At 37.9% G+C, this 15,932-nt stretch carries 18 protein-coding genes and 3 pseudogenes; 1 reads left to right on the top strand and 20 read right to left on the bottom strand.

Going from position 1 to position 15,932, the window contains the following annotated elements; translation table 11 throughout:
• From R5Z65_RS07915 to R5Z65_RS07845, 17 genes and pseudogenes are all read right to left on the bottom strand, one after another.
• Window positions 1-185, bottom strand: a pseudogene (locus R5Z65_RS07915) (hypothetical protein); the annotation flags it as partial.
• A 63-nt stretch (window positions 186-248) separates the two neighbouring features.
• On the bottom strand, window positions 249-461 hold the full coding sequence (locus R5Z65_RS07910; RefSeq protein ID WP_317368356.1) for an SHOCT domain-containing protein: 213 nt from the start codon (window positions 459-461) through the stop codon (window positions 249-251).
• Window positions 448-573 carry a hypothetical protein gene (locus R5Z65_RS07905; RefSeq protein ID WP_317368355.1) on the bottom strand — a complete coding sequence of 42 codons (126 nt, stop codon included), beginning with the start codon at window positions 571-573 and terminating at the stop codon, window positions 448-450. Before R5Z65_RS07905 ends, R5Z65_RS07910 begins: the two co-directional genes overlap by 14 nt.
• A 442-nt stretch (window positions 574-1,015) precedes the next feature.
• Window positions 1,016-1,519: an SH3 domain-containing protein gene (locus R5Z65_RS10150; protein WP_331678030.1), complete on the bottom strand. Its 504-nt coding sequence runs from the start codon at window positions 1,517-1,519 to the stop codon at window positions 1,016-1,018.
• A 6-nt stretch (window positions 1,520-1,525) separates the two neighbouring features.
• Window positions 1,526-2,032 (bottom strand): peptidoglycan recognition family protein, encoded by a 507-nt coding sequence (locus R5Z65_RS10145; protein WP_331678029.1) that lies wholly within the window; start codon window positions 2,030-2,032, stop codon window positions 1,526-1,528.
• Between the two features lies 1 nt (window position 2,033).
• Entirely contained in the window at window positions 2,034-2,414 is a 381-nt protein-coding gene (locus R5Z65_RS07895) for a phage holin family protein (RefSeq protein WP_317368357.1), read from the bottom strand.
• A 118-nt stretch (window positions 2,415-2,532) separates the two neighbouring features.
• Window positions 2,533-4,994: pseudogene (locus R5Z65_RS10185) on the bottom strand (glycosyl hydrolase family 18 protein).
• Window positions 4,991-5,569, bottom strand: coding sequence for a hypothetical protein (locus tag R5Z65_RS07885; RefSeq protein ID WP_317368354.1), 579 nt, complete (start codon window positions 5,567-5,569; stop codon window positions 4,991-4,993). Before R5Z65_RS07885 ends, R5Z65_RS10185 begins: the two are co-directional and overlap by 4 nt.
• Before the next feature lie 8 nt (window positions 5,570-5,577).
• The gene (locus tag R5Z65_RS07880) at window positions 5,578-5,772 is read right to left on the bottom strand and encodes a hypothetical protein (RefSeq protein WP_317368353.1); all 195 of its coding nucleotides are present in this window, start codon (window positions 5,770-5,772) and stop codon (window positions 5,578-5,580) included.
• Between the two features lie 9 nt (window positions 5,773-5,781).
• Window positions 5,782-6,845: pseudogene (locus tag R5Z65_RS07875) on the bottom strand (phage tail spike protein); the annotation flags it as partial.
• Between the two features lie 165 nt (window positions 6,846-7,010).
• Window positions 7,011-7,649, bottom strand: coding sequence for a hypothetical protein (locus R5Z65_RS07870; protein WP_317368352.1), 639 nt, complete (start codon window positions 7,647-7,649; stop codon window positions 7,011-7,013).
• 16 nt (window positions 7,650-7,665) lie between these two features.
• Complete coding sequence (locus tag R5Z65_RS07865; protein WP_317368351.1) at window positions 7,666-8,268, bottom strand: hypothetical protein; 603 nt, start codon at window positions 8,266-8,268, stop codon at window positions 7,666-7,668.
• Between the two features lie 28 nt (window positions 8,269-8,296).
• Entirely contained in the window at window positions 8,297-8,530 is a 234-nt protein-coding gene (locus R5Z65_RS07860; protein ID WP_317368350.1) for a helix-turn-helix transcriptional regulator, read from the bottom strand.
• Between the two features lie 9 nt (window positions 8,531-8,539).
• Window positions 8,540-10,213 carry a DUF2326 domain-containing protein gene (locus R5Z65_RS07855; protein WP_317368349.1) on the bottom strand — a complete coding sequence of 558 codons (1,674 nt, stop codon included), beginning with the start codon at window positions 10,211-10,213 and terminating at the stop codon, window positions 8,540-8,542.
• Complete coding sequence (locus R5Z65_RS10225) at window positions 10,203-10,424, bottom strand: ABC-three component system middle component 7 (RefSeq protein ID WP_369124031.1); 222 nt, start codon at window positions 10,422-10,424, stop codon at window positions 10,203-10,205. The genes R5Z65_RS07855 and R5Z65_RS10225 overlap by 11 nt, the downstream gene beginning before the upstream one ends.
• Window positions 10,408-10,875, bottom strand: coding sequence for an ABC-three component system protein (locus tag R5Z65_RS07850; RefSeq protein ID WP_317368348.1), 468 nt, complete (start codon window positions 10,873-10,875; stop codon window positions 10,408-10,410). Before R5Z65_RS07850 ends, R5Z65_RS10225 begins: the two co-directional genes overlap by 17 nt.
• A gap of 96 nt (window positions 10,876-10,971) precedes the next feature.
• The gene (locus R5Z65_RS07845; protein ID WP_317368346.1) at window positions 10,972-11,343 is read right to left on the bottom strand and encodes a hypothetical protein; all 372 of its coding nucleotides are present in this window, start codon (window positions 11,341-11,343) and stop codon (window positions 10,972-10,974) included.
• A gap of 688 nt (window positions 11,344-12,031) precedes the next feature.
• Here R5Z65_RS07845 and R5Z65_RS07840 point away from each other — a divergent pair.
• Window positions 12,032-12,727 (top strand): hypothetical protein, encoded by a 696-nt coding sequence (locus R5Z65_RS07840; RefSeq protein ID WP_317368344.1) that lies wholly within the window; start codon window positions 12,032-12,034, stop codon window positions 12,725-12,727.
• A gap of 49 nt (window positions 12,728-12,776) precedes the next feature.
• On the opposite strand, the gene R5Z65_RS07835 is transcribed toward R5Z65_RS07840, so the two are convergent.
• The 3 genes from R5Z65_RS07835 to rlmD form a co-directional block, all read right to left on the bottom strand.
• Window positions 12,777-13,622, bottom strand: a complete 846-nt coding sequence (locus R5Z65_RS07835) for a hypothetical protein (RefSeq protein ID WP_317368342.1) — start codon at window positions 13,620-13,622, stop codon at window positions 12,777-12,779.
• A complete protein-coding gene (locus R5Z65_RS07830; RefSeq protein WP_317368341.1) occupies window positions 13,622-14,455 on the bottom strand; it encodes a hypothetical protein in 834 nt (277 codons plus the stop codon). Before R5Z65_RS07830 ends, R5Z65_RS07835 begins: the two co-directional genes overlap by 1 nt.
• Before the next feature lie 211 nt (window positions 14,456-14,666).
• On the bottom strand, window positions 14,667-15,932 hold a 1,266-nt coding region (rlmD, locus tag R5Z65_RS07825), incomplete at its 5' end, for a 23S rRNA (uracil(1939)-C(5))-methyltransferase RlmD (protein ID WP_317368340.1).

The raw sequence follows: 15,932 nt of genomic DNA, 5'->3' as shown, positions 1-15,932 counted from the left end.
TCATCATAGTAAAGCCCTGCATATTCCATGTCCGGGTTTGCCTTGATAAAGCTCTCATAATGTTCTTTTTGTGTTTCGAGGCTTAATAGCTGCTCGTCAGAGTTGGTTGAAACTCTGGCATAGGCAGCAACTCGAATTTTCTTCTTAACTGTTGGTACAGCTTCAATTTTTGTTATCTTTGCCACCGTTTAACCTCCTAGTTTGGTCAGTACTATATATCACTCTAACGGTCCAAATTATCAAGTTAATTAGTCGATAATCTCCGCATAAAACGGGGAGAATTTTTTCTTATTTAATACCTGTATTCTGTGCATTTCATCAACAGAAATGATGCCTTTTTCATAAAGGCTTCTGGTGAGCTTTTGCGCCATTTCATATTCAAAATCCTTCTGCATAGCCTCCTGTGTCATCACTCTTGGCGCTACCTGGAGGTTGATAGTCAGGTCCTTAAATACCTGCATTAATACGCACCTCCAAATCTATCCTCGATATAACACTCATGGCTGCAATACTTACGGTGCTTATTGCCATAGGAGATGAAAGGCTTATTACAATAGGAACAAATGCACTCATAATTTGCCTTCTTATTAACCTCGCCTTGATGTGCGTTCCACCAGGCATTTCTACAATTATCCGAACAGAAGCGTTTTTTCTTCCTTCCGGGATTTTGTACTACCGGTGCACCACAGTTTTCACAGGTGCATACCTCTGCGCCATTTGTCTTTTCAAAGGCTCCCAAGCCACCCAGACCATTTCTCTTACAGTAGGTTTTTATGCTGTTGACGGAAATCTCCATTCTATTTGAAATCGCTGTATAGCTAAGTCCCTGATTGCGATAGATAGCAATCTGCTGCTTTTCTTGATCAGTCATTATTTCAATCCCTCCTTATCATTTGAAGGTTTTTCCTTCTAACTTCCTAAGGGGTTCCGGGAAGGCAAATTCCGGTTTTTGAGCAAAAAAATAATGCTCATCAAAGAAATAAATCTCTGACGGGCACTAAACCTACATATTCAATTACAGCTTACTTGCATAATCAAGGGAAATCCAACCGTTACACTTCGTAGCGTAGGACTTAAGCAAGACCCATTTTGTAGCACCGGCGTCTTCTGCTTCATCCACAATGGTAAATACACCAACACCGGTATACTGGCCCACCTTATCATAGTTGGTACCAGGACCTTTTCTGATATTCAGATTTGTAATGTTAACGCGCACACGATACTGCTCAAAGGCTTTTTCTGCTTTCGTTTCCGATTCTACAGCAGCTTTCGTATAAACCACATTGCCATCGTTATCAAAAGCAGAATAGCCTGGGTTTTCATCCACCTTTGCTTTTACATTAGAGAGAATACGATAGGCACCAGGCTGAGATTTTGTATCCTTCCAGGTTTTACGAACACGATAATAACCAGAAGTCAGCTTCTCAGGATATTCCTTGCTTTCACTGGTATCAGTAGCGGTCTCTGTTTTCATGGCAGCTTTAACTGCTTTTCTGAAACCGTCCATTGTATATCCCATATTCAGCTAGTTCCACAAATGTTCTGTATCACCATGATTGCTTGCAATGCCACGCTTATAACCTTCGGCATTGCTGATGATTACGCCATCGGCAAGTGGATCCAAGCTGTACTCTTTACAAAGAAATGCAAAGAGCTCGACTGCCGCTTCATAAGTACGCTTCGCTACTGCTTTTGCTGCCTTGGTATCAGAGCAGGTGAAGGTAGCGCCACCAGTGTATTTGATACAAGCTGGTTCATACATTTCTACACCGATATGCGTATTGTTAGAAGCACCGCCGCCATGCCAGCCACGATGGTTCCAAGGAAGCGTCTGATATACGGTTCCGTCATTACCATCAATGAAAGCATGTACACAGGCTCTATCATAGCTGGCGCTGTTCCAGTTCTTAATAAAAACTGCTGCACTTGGCTGAGGGCAGCCTACGGAGTGCAGCATAAGGCCTTTGACTGTAATTTTCTTTCCCGCTGTATAGCAGGGATTCTTTGTAAGAATTGCTTCTACTAGCTTCATACTACTTTTCCTCGCTTTCTGTATTTTCAGCTCTATCATGTAGCTGCTCTAAGATATCCTTCATCTTTGCAGGAATAGGCAAGCCTAAGTGGGCTGCATTTTCCAAAAGGGATACACCCTCGTTAGAAAGATAAAAGAAAATCACTGCAGTTCTAAGTACAGAGCCGGTTCCAATCACTGCGACATCCAGGATGTTCGCAATGCCCACAAGGGTAAAAATAAGCACCTTACGACAGATACCCTTAAATCCAACAGAGCTGGATAGCTTCTTATCCACAATGGCGCACATAACACCAGTGATATAATCCACCACTGTAAATTCAATCAGTGCATAAAGCAGTCCATCCCATCCTCCTAAGAAATATCCAAGCCAGCCTCCGATGCCGGCAAAGACAAGCTAAAGTGTTGACCATAATTCCTTCATAATAAAATCCTCCATTTCTTTTTCATATTGCAAAAGGCTGCCTACCTCAAAAGGTAAACAACCCTCTGTTTCAAAGTTATATTTGTTTTGGCAGTGCCTCCCACAGCCTCATGTCCTCCTGGCCAAGGGACCATATTGCAATGCCTCGCAGCTTCCAGCGATAGGCTGCTTCATTAGCCCAATAGACAAGTGAGTCCACATCCTGGTAATACAAAATGGAAAAACCGTCTGCATCACCTAAGAATAATCTCGATACCCAGACGTTGATATCCTTTGGTGTCACAGTGACGGTATAATCATTTCCGCATTCCAGGGAAAGTAAATCCGAATGATAAAATTCGTAATCCAAGGAAATATCCTCACTTCGAGTCGAGCTTTCCTCCACATCACTGGTTAAGGTAAACACCTGAAATTCCTCATCCCAAGTAGCATTGCTGCGGTCAATTCGACCGTATTCGACAATCGAGCCATCCGGAAAAGTAACATCAAAGCGTTCATATGGCTCATAAGTCCAGGAGTCACCTAAACGTAGCAGCTCACAAACCGCATGATTATCAGAGCGAAAACCATCATAGCCTCCGCTAATGCCACTGACCGTTGCAGTAAAGCGCAGCTTATAAGAATTGCTGGAATACACACGCACCTTGTTTCCTCTGATACGCATCTCTACGGTGTACATATTTGGATTGGTACGAAGGTCAGCGTTGCTGGTCTTTGAAAAGCTGGTGGAATAACTACCAAGGAGTGTAGAATCGTTATATAACTCAACGCGCTGCGAGTCATAATTTAAGCAGCAAAATAAACTGCCTCAGAAAACTCCGGCCCTTCCACCACCGTCCGAAGGAAACGCCAGCCTTGCACGAATATGAATGTCATCAAAACCACTGTATAACCAGGCAAGCTCTCCTTCACCTTCAAGCTGGGAATATGGTCTGCTGGTATCACCATAAGCAAGCGACTCCTGCCATACATCCCATTCACCGGAAAGTGTGGTCCAGTAGCTTTCTAGCAAGATGGTGTCGTCTCTGAAATCCTCATACCAAATGAGCGCTGAGTCTGGTTTTCTTCTTAGCATTTCGCAGGTCAGCTTGAAGCCCTTGTCTGGCTGATACAGCTTCCCGTCCACGTCCACAAATTGACGAGGGGATAAGGTAAACTGCGCAGTGCCGGCGGTCGGCTTTTCTGAAAAATCGCCGCAAACGCGAAACCCATAAAACTGCACACCATTAACACCAACGTCTACTGTCAATGTATGTGTACCCGTAGAAAAGTAATGGCCTGATACTAAAGGAAACCAGCAAGTGGTTCTCCAATAAGGCCACCATAGCCTGTCCTCTGAAAACGTCTTTGATACTCCATCTACAGATACGGCTACACTGTTTTTATCCCAGAAAGGAAAGCATATCCTTACCACAACATCATAAGTACCTGCTTCATCAATGGTAAATTCATAAGAAGCAGAGCCCTTATCACCAAGAGTAATCATATAATCAGAAACGGATACAATGCCTGAATAGTCATCCAACTCACCGCCGCCACGATCAATGAGGATATCTCCAAACTCCGTATCCTGCTGCTTTGCATAGGCAGTAAGATACCTTCTGCGGTTATATACTTCACCCATAAGCGGATATTCTTTGTAAACCGCGTCTTGTCCCTCTATGAAATCATAGACTTGCGGCAGGGCCCAAGGCACCTTGTCGTAATCATCCCAATAAGCCAGAATTGGAATCAAAGGCTACGGCGCTGTATCGTCAGTAAAGTTATAGACTCCCGTCATCCACAGCTTTGCAGCATAATAGGTATTGGAAGTTCCTCGATAGGTCTTAACGAGATTTTCAGGCGTATCATAAATCTGCCAGTTCCAACTGTAACCAGGAAGTCCTAAGAATATCTTCTTTGGATCCATCACAGAAGAAGCATAATCGTAAATGCCCTCCAGCCAGTGCCCGGAGCTGAACCGGCCCAAGCCATACCGTAACTCATAATCGCAGCGGTATCACAGTACTTATCAATATCTTCATATACGCACCAGTTCTCTCCACCAACAGAACCGTTGACGGAGTTCATACCCGGAAGACAGACATTCACAAGCTTTGTGGAATCATAGGCCTTTACTGCATTATAAATATCTCGAAAAAGTGCATTTGCTGCTTCTCGGTTTTCATATTCACCGCCGCGTTCAAGGTCAATATCTACTCCAGCGCACCAAGGATACTTCTCCATAATGCGTACAAGCTCAGTTAGAAACTTATCCTTTGCACCGTCTGTGTTATTTCGAAGCGCAGTAAAAATGGATGCTGTACCATGATTCATAACAGTAAGCATCCATTTGATATGAGGCCATTTATTAATATAAGTCAGCATGGTGGATATGCTGGTGCTGGTTTCTGATATGGTACCTGTTGCATCCACCTCAAAAGTAAAAATACCAACAGTGTCCAATCTGTCACCATAATCTCGAAGAGCTTGATACATTCTGGTATTTCCCATAAAGGACCACACCATACAGCGTTTACCTTCCAAATAATCTCTCAAAGCACATCACCTCCATCCTGCATTTCTTGAAATTCTACATATAACTTAGCCGATTTTCCTTTTTCCAGTGTAATCGGATGTTTGCTATCACCCGCGGCAGAATACTGATAAAAGCCATCTTTATTTGTAGCAGCACCATTTTTCAAGCACTCTCTTGTAGAAGCGCGCAGGGAAAATAGGTCACCTGCATTTGCCTCATCAAGAAAAACTGCTTTGTGAGAGCCGGCACCTTGGAAAAGAACAATGCTGCCAGCTGCCATATCCTGAATTGGCTCTACTTCGATATCCAGTCCGGCAGTTGTGCTACCAAGATTAAACACAACGACAGTTCCGCTGGAACGAACAATCCCGTTATAAAACCTTGGCGCCACAATCACATCATCTTCACGATACTTTTGAAGCAACGTTTCTGTATTGATCACATAGCCGGTTAACCTATCACCCTCCTGCAGCATAAGATCCGTAATCCAAATTCTGCCGGTGCAATCACTGATGACAGGCTGCACCATAACGCTAACCACACGTAAATCCTCTTTGACCTTAATGTTCTCTGCAAATCTTGTAAATTCAGCCATCACAACACCTACCCATCCAGTGTCCACAGTATTTCACTTACATGACCAACCCAGCCCGTAGCAATCGAGCCGCCTTGCAATAGCATATCGGTGATATATACGGTGCCGGTGCAATCGGTCACGCAGACTCTTACTGTAATGGACTTCAATCTGCCATAGCGTTTGGGAGAGAGGTCATGCGCTGTCTGTGTAAAATATGCCATAACGCCTCCTTAAAACAAATCAATAAATCTTGTTTCCGTTGTTCCATCCTCATATTCAAAGACCACCTCGATACCAACCTGTCCGGCGTCGCCCTTTTCCAGGTTTTCCGATGCAATCTGTGCAGAAAAGGTATAGCTGCTTCTGTTGGCCGGGTAGACTGTTTGCATGAGACTTTTCGTCATTCCTGACTCACCCTCGGCCTTAAAAGAAGCGGTACCGGAAACTCCCGTTGTCGCATCCACTTCAAATCCAGAGTTCACCCAATAAGAAAGTCCACTATCGCCTCTGGAATTACGAAGATGATTGAAGGGAACAAGGTCCTTCACTTCTTGTCTATCGATAATATCTGTGGAGGCCAGTACATCAGCAGCTTTGTCCCATTGCGCGGAAGAATCACCCAGCTCTCGAAGTGTGGTCGAAAGCTCTAGCACCGTATTCCAAGGCTGCTGCAAATTATACTGCCTGCGCACCACACGTTTTTTTACAGATAGGTTCAAGTCTTTATCATCTACCGTTACAATATCACCCAGGGCCAAGGCTTCATGCTCATAGCCTGTCAATACAGAAAGGTCCATTGCAGAAAGCACATAAGAAATACGTGGATGTGCATACTCTTCTAATTTCCCTTGTGTATATTCCAGCATATGATAAGGATTGGTGAAGTTCGAACAATCCAGTGTTGCGATACGGATTTCATCGGTGTATGAGGTATCCTGCACATAATCCTTGCCGCCATTGATAGAGGCAAAGGTCATGCCATCCTTACCGTAGGCATATAGCCTTGTAACAAGGCTTCTGGTATCTACCACTCTTTGAATGGTCTTCATATTTTTTCGATAGCAGAATAAAACACCGTTATCATTTCCACTAAAGGTAAGCAAATGCACCAGACGATTGGCGCAGTCAAAGACAAGGTCCCCACCATGAATGACCTGTGTCTGACGAAGGATTGCAAGCGCATTTTTCTCACTGCATTCCCAGGTTCGCTTGCTGGTTACATTTACGGTACCAACAGCCCACTCTGCTCTGTACCTGCAAGTGCATGTGTCATTGGCACCTCTGCAGTATTATAAGAAAGCGGATTAGCAATATATTTTTTCTCATCGAAAACCTCTTTACATAGCGCAGTTTTTTTATAATTCCTTACTGTAAGCTTTCCTTTATTTAAGAAGTCCCTGTATCTTAAATGAGCTATATTGGTTGAATAATCAATTTCATTGGTTTGTGGTTCTAATAATCATACAGCAACACACCATCCAATAATTCTGGACATGGTTCTTGTATTGCTGTCTCTTTGACTATCGGTAGAAATATTAATGTACTTAACATCTCCGTTATTATCAGTATATTCTACAATTTCATCAGTCTTAGGAAAACTTAAGTAAATGCCCGAATATGAAAAAGTATCCTCTTCGCTTCTAAGTTTATTTAAAAAACCTTGCACAACACCATAGGATAATACGCCTTTCAAAGCAACCTCCTCCCACTCTTTTGAATAGAAGTCTGTTTTTGCCCATTTCTCACCGGCATCACTTATTTTGAATTTCCTACCACTTCTTAAAATAAAGCCCAACGCTTCTAATGAACCACCAATATCACTCACAGCCTTGGATTTCGTAGAATCACTGTCTACGGATTGTGTCGCATAGCATTTTGAGTTGTTCAGCGGATTTACCAAAAAAGGACAACACTCAATACCCACACAATCGGTTAGTAATTTACAATAATTATGAACGTTATATTCATCGTCATCATCATATTTCAAATCAGCTAATGTAAATGCGGTCGTTTTTCCATATTTATCATATCTAGATTTCAATATGTAATACAAACACTCAAGTCTACTACCATATTTTCTATTTAACAGCATTGACATAATTTTACCCTCCAAATTAAACAATTGATTTTATTTCATCAATACATATAACATCATATTCTAACTGTCGTGCTTTTTTTATCTTTGACTCAGGAACAATAAAAACAATATTAATACCGAGTTCTGGATATTTGTTCTTATATTCCTTCATAACTTCTTCATAAGATCTATGATAGAAATTATACTTGTCAACGTTTGCAAGAACTTTAATTAATATCACCGAATTTTCTTTGCCTATAACCGCATCAATTCGTTTTTGTCTAAAATTGCCTTCCGTTTTAACTTCCGTAGCAACCAAGGCATCACTGAAAATATTACTCAGAAAGATATTTAATTTTCCCAATTCTGCAAAAATAGGCTTCTCAATTTTCTTATCATATTCCTTTTCTAGCTGATTGCTGCATGAAATTTTGCACAATCCACAAGAATCACATTTTTCAGTGATAACCATGGCGCCATTTTCTATTTTAATGGCATTTTTATGACAAACTAAATATTTTGAAGCAGATTTTTTCGCTTTTGAAATAACCTCATTTAAGGTGATTCCATTATATATATCTTTCACAGCACATAAAGGTTGCTGTATTCCAGGACAACCAACGCAAAAATTATTATCCATTGTTCCTCCAATATTTAACTTAATTACTTTATTTCTTTTCTATTCGTTCAACGATATCTTCTAGCTGACAATCCAGAGCTTCACAAATTCGCAAGAGAACATCAGTAGTAACGTTTTCACATCTTCCCATTTTTGCAATAGAAGCTGCGCTAACATTACTCATATTCTGTAATTCTTGTTTCTTAATCCCTCTGTCTATCAGAAGCTTCCATAATCGATTGTAACTAAACTGAGAATCTAATTCTTTTATTTCTTTTTTCATATATCCACCTTAATTACTTTCTTTTATAGGTTCTTTGTTCCAATCCCTACCAAACAATTCATTTCCTCCGGATGATAATTCAATTATTTTACATCCAGATATTATCGGTTGTGCTTCTTCTGCATAAAAATCTAATGAACGGAATGACACAAACGCTTGCTTACCGCGGCTACCTACTGCATTGTACTCTTTTATAATTTCTGTCAATGCCGGTTTTTCAATAGGATCCAATAAGTCAGAGTCATGCACTATAAACGGAATATCAGAAATTTCCATATTTGCAAGGTCAAATGTTATCAAACCTCTAAATTGAGCACCACTTCCACCGTCATCTCTTATGCTAAAGCTGTATTTACCTAGTTTCTCCAATTTCAGTTCCGGAGAACGTTGCGTTGTATTATTCAAAATACGAGCACTGATTTCACGCATTTTAGAATTTACTTGTGTTTGAATATCCGACAGCTGTCTCTCTATAACTTCATCTCGCATTTGTGCATATTCCTGAGCTAAACTTTTCAGACGTTCTAATGTCTTAAAGTTTTTATTAGCTTCTTGCACATTAAACAATTCACTTGTAATTCTTGCATATTCTTTAAGCACTGCCTGTGTAACATTTGGTATGCTTTTAATTTCTGCTATCTGCTCTTTGATTTTTACAATTTCATTTCCCAATAGGATATAGGCAGTGGCCAAGTCTTTTTCTGTTTCTTTGAATTCTGCAGTAAGCACCTTGGCAAGACTTTGATTAAATTTTTCAACTTCTTCCAAAGCTTTAAACTCAGACTCCGGAAAGTATTTTTCTAAATCAGAGAAAGTTTTCTTAAATGTCTTTTTACCTTCAATCATTTCACGACGTATAGAATTCAATTGAGTCTGTACTTTAACTCTCTGCCTACGATAACTGATAAGAAGATCGTTTAATTCACTAATTCTTTGCGCCTGAACACTATCAAGATCAAGAAGCCCTTGGCTACTATTTTCAGCCAATTCTTTTTCTCTTTGTACAAGCTCTACTATCTTTTTCTCATTCTCATCATATTCCTTCTGATTTTTTGCCCCACGTATATGATTGTAAAGTTGTGATTTTCTAAACGCCTCTTTTTCATCTTCAGCATCAGCAGCTTGTTTTATTTGTGCTTCAACAATCGCATATTTACCGAACTGCTGCATGTATTTCTTAATGGCATCTTTAATTTGTTCCGCCTTAGCTGCTTGAAGCGGGCGTTCCTCATCCATGGTCTCTCGTTTATACACTCTGATAAATTTTGACATTGCACCACGCCAAGAAAGACCTTCTGTATTTACTTCATATTTTTCTGCAAGAAAATCTCGGTATTCATCTATATGTAACTTTTCCACTCCTTCCAATGGCTCGTAATTGGAATCACACTTACTAACGTGCATATAATCGACGGTGTTTCTTGCAAAACAATATTTTTTGTTTTTAAATTCAAAAGTAAAATTTATCGTATGCTCTAGGACATTTTCCTGCACATCTGCACATTTCTTAATATAATCATCGCCACCAAATACAAAATCTAATATCATTAATAATGTAGATTTTCCTATAGAATTAGACCTATCCTCATCACCTAAAATTGCATTAAGTCCCGGATGAAATTTTATTGGTGGGCGCATTTGTCCATTAGAAACAAACTTGTCACATTGTATTTCAATCAACATAATGGAGTACCTCCTCCTTAAGTTCAATCTTATTAAGTGCATAAAGACAATCTAATATTTCCATATATTCTCGAATATCATCTACCTTATTCTTTACCTTCTTATATAATAGCGCTGGATCCATATCTACTTTTTCAAGATGTGTCAGGATTAAAGGAAACTTTGCTATTATACTTTCTTTATACGGTGTTACTTTACTTGGAAATTTCACGACTGAACACCTCACAATTCTGGATGAAGAAAGCCACTACTATTCTACATGCAGTTTTTCCTCTATCACCTAATTTACTCTTTTTATGTATCCATTCTGCTAAACTTTCTACGACATCTTCTTTTGACATGCCGGAACGTTCCAATTTCAACGAACTAACTTTAACTTGAGCTGCAATAGTATCAAAATCAGCTTCACTATCATTAAATGTTTTTTCAATAAAGCGATAATATTGTAAAACAAGATACTGAATTTCATTCTTTAACAGCGGATTATCTTTGATTTTCTCATCAATTCGCAATGCTTCGTATTCCAGTTCCACTAATTCTCCAGAACGTTCACTATCCATAAGCGCAGCTAAAGCAATTCTAATATCATCTTCCAATTCCATTCTGTCTATAGCTTTTCTAGCATTATACTTAGTAGATAAAAACTTTTTAGCTTCTAACAATTGCTTAAATTCGTCAACTGTAGGATTAAGTAAATATGCCTCCGAAGCTTTTTCGCTTAATGCTATTAAATTTTCAGTAGAATCATAATCAGCTGGTCACGCACACACTTTTTCAAATTCGATAATCTCGTCACTTGTTAAATCATCAGGAAAAATCTGTGTTATTGTAAATCTTCGTATCGGAACATTTTTCACATGTTCTACCAACTTCTCGTGAGTAAGCGGACATTCATAATTAACCTCTTCTAAGAAAAGAATATCCTGATATTCCACACCTGTGGTTATCTTTTTATTATCGCGGCTTAGCACATACAGAAAGATGTTTGCTATAAATTTGTCATATTGGCCATTTGTATGTAATCCTATAAATTCACTTTTCTTTAATTTCGCTACCTGGATATCCTGTTCGATAACCTTACAAAGGTTTTCAAAAACATCGTACTTTAGGTTCTGATTCAAATCAGCCATAACTAGTTTAGAAAAGTATTTATACACACCATCAATAATTTTAGGCTTTAATGAAGCCTGTTTTATGTCGTCTGGTACAGGATTCTTCCTGCTTACGAGACGGCTTATTTTTTTTGAGCTTAAATCTGTTGTGCAATTCGCCTCCGGCTGTAAGCTAACAGCCTCAAGAAAAATCTACCTGCGCTTTCTTGCTTATAATGTTCTACCAACCCACCCTGCATGATTTGGATGTATGTTGATAATATCAGTTCATTCACTTGGCGTTCTCCTTTCAGCATCGGAAAAATGTTGGCAAAACAGTGGCAAAACGGTGGCAAATACATTCTCTCACAACCAATTTATAATTAAAGTGCGTTCGAAAGAAAAGCACCTGTACCACAGGATGACCTATATATTATATCAGGTTTTTGCATAAATTTATATCCCTTCAGATGCTTTTTTACGCAATCGCTTAAATTTTCTTTCGTTTACGTTGTCCGGAGCAAGACAAAAACTGCCTCTCATCTGGAATGGCACTCCCTGATCAAGAGTGGTCCTATCCGGACCAGATGACACAAATTAATACCAAACCAGCTGAATAGGACAAGCTGGCCAACCTATAGGAGGAATCTCACTATGGCACTGGCCAACTATATTCAGAATACTGCGCATACAGGATTTCCTCCCGTCAATCAATAGAGGAAATCATATGCCAAACTACAAAAACAAAAAAAGCTACAACAATATTAACCCACGTGAAGGCGAGGTTCTTGTACTAATCCACGCACATGAAATAATCAAATGGAACAAACAAGCCATCAAAGATAAGCTGATTAAACCAGGTGAATTTCTAAATACAGACAATCTTGAAACCTGGCACCTTGGCGGAAGAAAGGTTCTCGTAGGCTTTGTTGCAGTTCCAGAAAAACAGGCTGCAATTGCAATCGATGCTTTCTGGGAAGACGTAAATGAATATCTAGAAAGCACTCGTAAAAAAAGATGTCTAATCGTGAATCAAAAGGGTGAACTTATCCGCTGTCCAAAATGTAACGACTGCAAAACATGTGCTGACAAAGATAATCCAAACAATATTACTTCACGCTTTATTTCCTTGGATAAATTCATAGAAGACCAAACTAATGAAAGTTCTGCAGGATGGGATCCTACAGGGAACACCGAGTACGAAGATACTGCCGCTGCATTATCTATGCTCACAGACCTCATTGCAGACGTAGCGAAACATGACGCTACCAGCGCAAAAATTATCAAACTTCTAGCTGATGGATTTTCAAAAAAAGAAATCATTGAAATGGTAGACCTCAATAGAGGTAAATCTCAAGCATACGCATTTATTGAAAAGACTCAGAAGCTTGCTAAGGAAATTTACGAAAAGAATTATCGCTAAAATAGCAGTGGCGGAGAATCTGGACTGTAATTCTCCGCCACTACCTTATCTATTTTGTAATACTGATATCTAAATCTTCTAATATCCACATAAGCTCAAAAGCTTCTCGGTCAACATGCCTATCCACAACATCTTTATATTCTTCTATATATTCTTGAGTTTTTTCGAATACCATATCACAAAGCTGGACCACTTGGATATTATTAGTTAACGCTTTACACTTTTTTGCAAATCCATACGCTGTATATGGTAAACCAAATTGAAGTGCTGTCAACGATGCATCTAAATATATTTTGTTTGCTTTGCTATTTTCACTCATAATTGACTTATCTGCAAGAGCCAAAATATGAATAGTGTTCTTTAAGTAATAATCATTGACATCGTAGGTAGGCACATGTTTTTTATTATCTAAACAATTTAATTTTTCTGTGCCAAACAAATCTAATGGTATTTCTTTCCAATCGCCGATAACAGATTTTACATCTGACCATTTAGTTATTCTCGCTAAACTATGCTCTTTACGCTTCAAGCCTTTTTCCACAAATGTGAAGCTTGAATATCCATTATTTCGCGCACTTTCATAGATTATATGTCCTAACATACCTGTTCTGAAAATAAATCCGACTCTTACATGACTATTATGTTTAAAAGAGACTTCATAATTATCCGTCAGCGAAAAAAGTGACTCTTTTATGGCCTTAATAATATCCTTAGATAAATCAGCTGGAAGATTAACAAATACGATGTCTGCATAATCTAAAAGACAAGGCATTCCGTTTCTTATTCCTATATTATCTAGTTGAAAATCGGGCTGAATAGCTCCTTTTGACATTAGTAATTCACCGGTAAAAACACCTAACATAAATGCTTGTTCTTTGTTTTCTGCTTTTCCCATCAAATCTCATCTCCTATAGCTAGATACTGAACTCTACAATTATTAGAAGTCACTTCTAACACCTTGAAAACCGTTGTACAAAAAATACTGTTTACTTTTGTCACATTATTCATATAGCTACGCGATAACCAATTCTCTGACGAAGTAGTACCTATAATATTAACATTCCCGATAATAGCTTGAGCACAAATGATACGTCTTCCGTCATCATCATATTGTGAGTCAAAAGAGAAATAGGCCTCCAAACGGTAGATGTCATTACTTCTCGTATCTTCAGCTTCAGAAAAGCTTTTTATGTTTGTATCATTAAGAAACATTACTCCCTTTTTATCTGAAATCAAAGAACTCCTGTATAAAAGTCGCTTTTCATTTCTATTATCCGGCTCTTTTGATATTTTATTATTTCTACCTATTACATACAAAAATACATCGGCCAAAAAAACATCGTATTCTTCGGAACCAAATAAAGAGAGCAGTTCTTCCTTTTTCATTGTAGATATAACACTGTCTCGCTGTACCAGTTGTGCTATCTTATCCAAAACATCTAATCTAAGATGTGGATTTATTTCCTTCATAACATATTCTGAAAAGTATGCGTGAACTGAAATAATTACATCTTCTTTAGTAGATGCAATAACAATATCCTCTGGTACCGGATCCTTGCGATTTACAATATTGCTAATTTTCTTTGAACTGAAATCAGTACCACACCATACTGCTTCTTGAGACAAAATGGAATTAAGAAGAAACCTAGCTGCGGACTCTTGCTTATTATTTTTTGAAAAGCTTTCTTGCATAATTTTTATATATGACGATAGCACCAATTCTTCCATTACAATCCCTCCTAGTTCTTATTAGTTACAGATGAACCCTACCTGCTGGAAAAGGGTTCAATTTTATGAATAATAATCTTGTGGTGTCAACTCTACTATATTGACCAGTTCCCACAAATTAAAACTTATTGTAAAAATAGAGGCTTTTTCAGATGCTAATCGAACTCATTAACGATTGCACCTCGAAAAGCCTCTATTTTCAAGCTCGTATTTACTTGTTAGGGTTCACTTTAGACATCAAAACGACCGTCTCAACGTGATAAGTCCTAGGAAACATATCCATTATTTCTACTTTATCTACTGTATAACCACTTTCTATAAATAATTTTAAATCTTTTGCCAAAGAAGAAGCCTTACAAGAAATATAAATTATCCTATCTGTATTAAAGTTTACTATTTTTCTTATAGCTTTAGGGTTTATTCCCTCTCTTGGTGGGTCTAAAATTATTAAATCTGGTTTTTCGTTTAGTTCTTCTATTATTTTATAAACATCGCCTGCTATAAACTCACAATTATCTATACTATTAAGCCTTGCATTTATTATAGCCGCTTCTACGGCCTCTTCTACTAGCTCTATACCTATAACTTTTTTTGCTTCTTTAGCCACTATTTGAGCTATAGTTCCTGTTCCACAATATAAATCAAAAACTATCTGGTTATTTACTTCCCCTACAAATCTTTTTATAATGTTATATAGTTTTTCGGCGCCTGCTGAGTTTGTTTGAAAAAATGAAAATAAAGATATTTTAAAATCAAGACCTAATAATTTTTCATAGAAATAATCTTTACCGTATACAACATTTATTTTATCAGCCTTAACAACATCTGCTATGCTATCATTTATAATATGCAAAAAGCCTTTTATCTCACCTTCTATATCAAGGTTTAATATATTGTCTTTTAATTTTTCTAAATCACTATTAAACTGGCTAGATGTAACAAGTCCTATTATAATTTCTTTTGTAAAAAATGCTTGTCTTACTAACAAATGCCTAAGACTTCCCGTTTTTTTCATTCTATGATAAAATGTTTCATTAGTGTTTTTTAAATAATCTAAAACACATTTTAAAATTTTTCTTATATCTTCAGAAATTATTTTACAATCAGATGCATTTACAACTTCATAGTAACTATTTCTCCTTCTCATACCTAAAGATAGCTCTCCATCTATGCCAGTATCTCCAAAAGAGAATTCCATTTTATTTCTATAACAGTTTATATCTGGACTTTTATTAATACCTAAAAATTCAAAATTTTCTATACCCTCATCTTTTAGTATCTTAAGAACATTATTTTTTTTAATATCTATTTCTTTATCATAAGAAATATTTTGATATGTACAACCACCACATATACCAAAACAATGACAATCTGGCTCTATTTCATAATTAGCCTTTTCTATTATTTCTAATAAACGTCCTTCATATTTTTGTTTTTTCTTTTTTACAAAAGCTCTAACTTTTTGTCCTGGTATAGT

Source organism: uncultured Tyzzerella sp. (genome assembly GCF_963558545.1).
In the GTDB taxonomy this organism is placed as follows: Bacteria; Bacillota; Clostridia; order Lachnospirales; family CAG-274; genus Tyzzerella.
This window is presented reverse-complemented; position numbering and strand designations above follow the sequence as displayed.

Coding starts and splice junctions, on each gene's coding strand:
- R5Z65_RS07910 (WP_317368356.1), bottom strand. CDS start 461: ATGCAGGTATTTAAGGACCTGACTATCAACCTCCAGGTAGCGCCAAGA.
- R5Z65_RS07905 (WP_317368355.1), bottom strand. CDS start 573: ATGAGTGCATTTGTTCCTATTGTAATAAGCCTTTCATCTCCTATGGCA.
- R5Z65_RS10150 (WP_331678030.1), bottom strand. CDS start 1,519: ATGGGATATACAATGGACGGTTTCAGAAAAGCAGTTAAAGCTGCCATG.
- R5Z65_RS10145 (WP_331678029.1), bottom strand. CDS start 2,032: ATGAAGCTAGTAGAAGCAATTCTTACAAAGAATCCCTGCTATACAGCG.
- R5Z65_RS07885 (WP_317368354.1), bottom strand. CDS start 5,569: ATGGCTGAATTTACAAGATTTGCAGAGAACATTAAGGTCAAAGAGGAT.
- R5Z65_RS07880 (WP_317368353.1), bottom strand. CDS start 5,772: ATGGCATATTTTACACAGACAGCGCATGACCTCTCTCCCAAACGCTAT.
- R5Z65_RS07870 (WP_317368352.1), bottom strand. CDS start 7,649: ATGTCAATGCTGTTAAATAGAAAATATGGTAGTAGACTTGAGTGTTTG.
- R5Z65_RS07865 (WP_317368351.1), bottom strand. CDS start 8,268: ATGGATAATAATTTTTGCGTTGGTTGTCCTGGAATACAGCAACCTTTA.
- R5Z65_RS07860 (WP_317368350.1), bottom strand. CDS start 8,530: ATGAAAAAAGAAATAAAAGAATTAGATTCTCAGTTTAGTTACAATCGA.
- R5Z65_RS07855 (WP_317368349.1), bottom strand. CDS start 10,213: ATGTTGATTGAAATACAATGTGACAAGTTTGTTTCTAATGGACAAATG.
- R5Z65_RS07845 (WP_317368346.1), bottom strand. CDS start 11,343: ATGGCTGATTTGAATCAGAACCTAAAGTACGATGTTTTTGAAAACCTT.
- R5Z65_RS07840 (WP_317368344.1), top strand. CDS start 12,032: ATGCCAAACTACAAAAACAAAAAAAGCTACAACAATATTAACCCACGT.
- R5Z65_RS07835 (WP_317368342.1), bottom strand. CDS start 13,622: ATGGGAAAAGCAGAAAACAAAGAACAAGCATTTATGTTAGGTGTTTTT.
- R5Z65_RS07830 (WP_317368341.1), bottom strand. CDS start 14,455: ATGGAAGAATTGGTGCTATCGTCATATATAAAAATTATGCAAGAAAGC.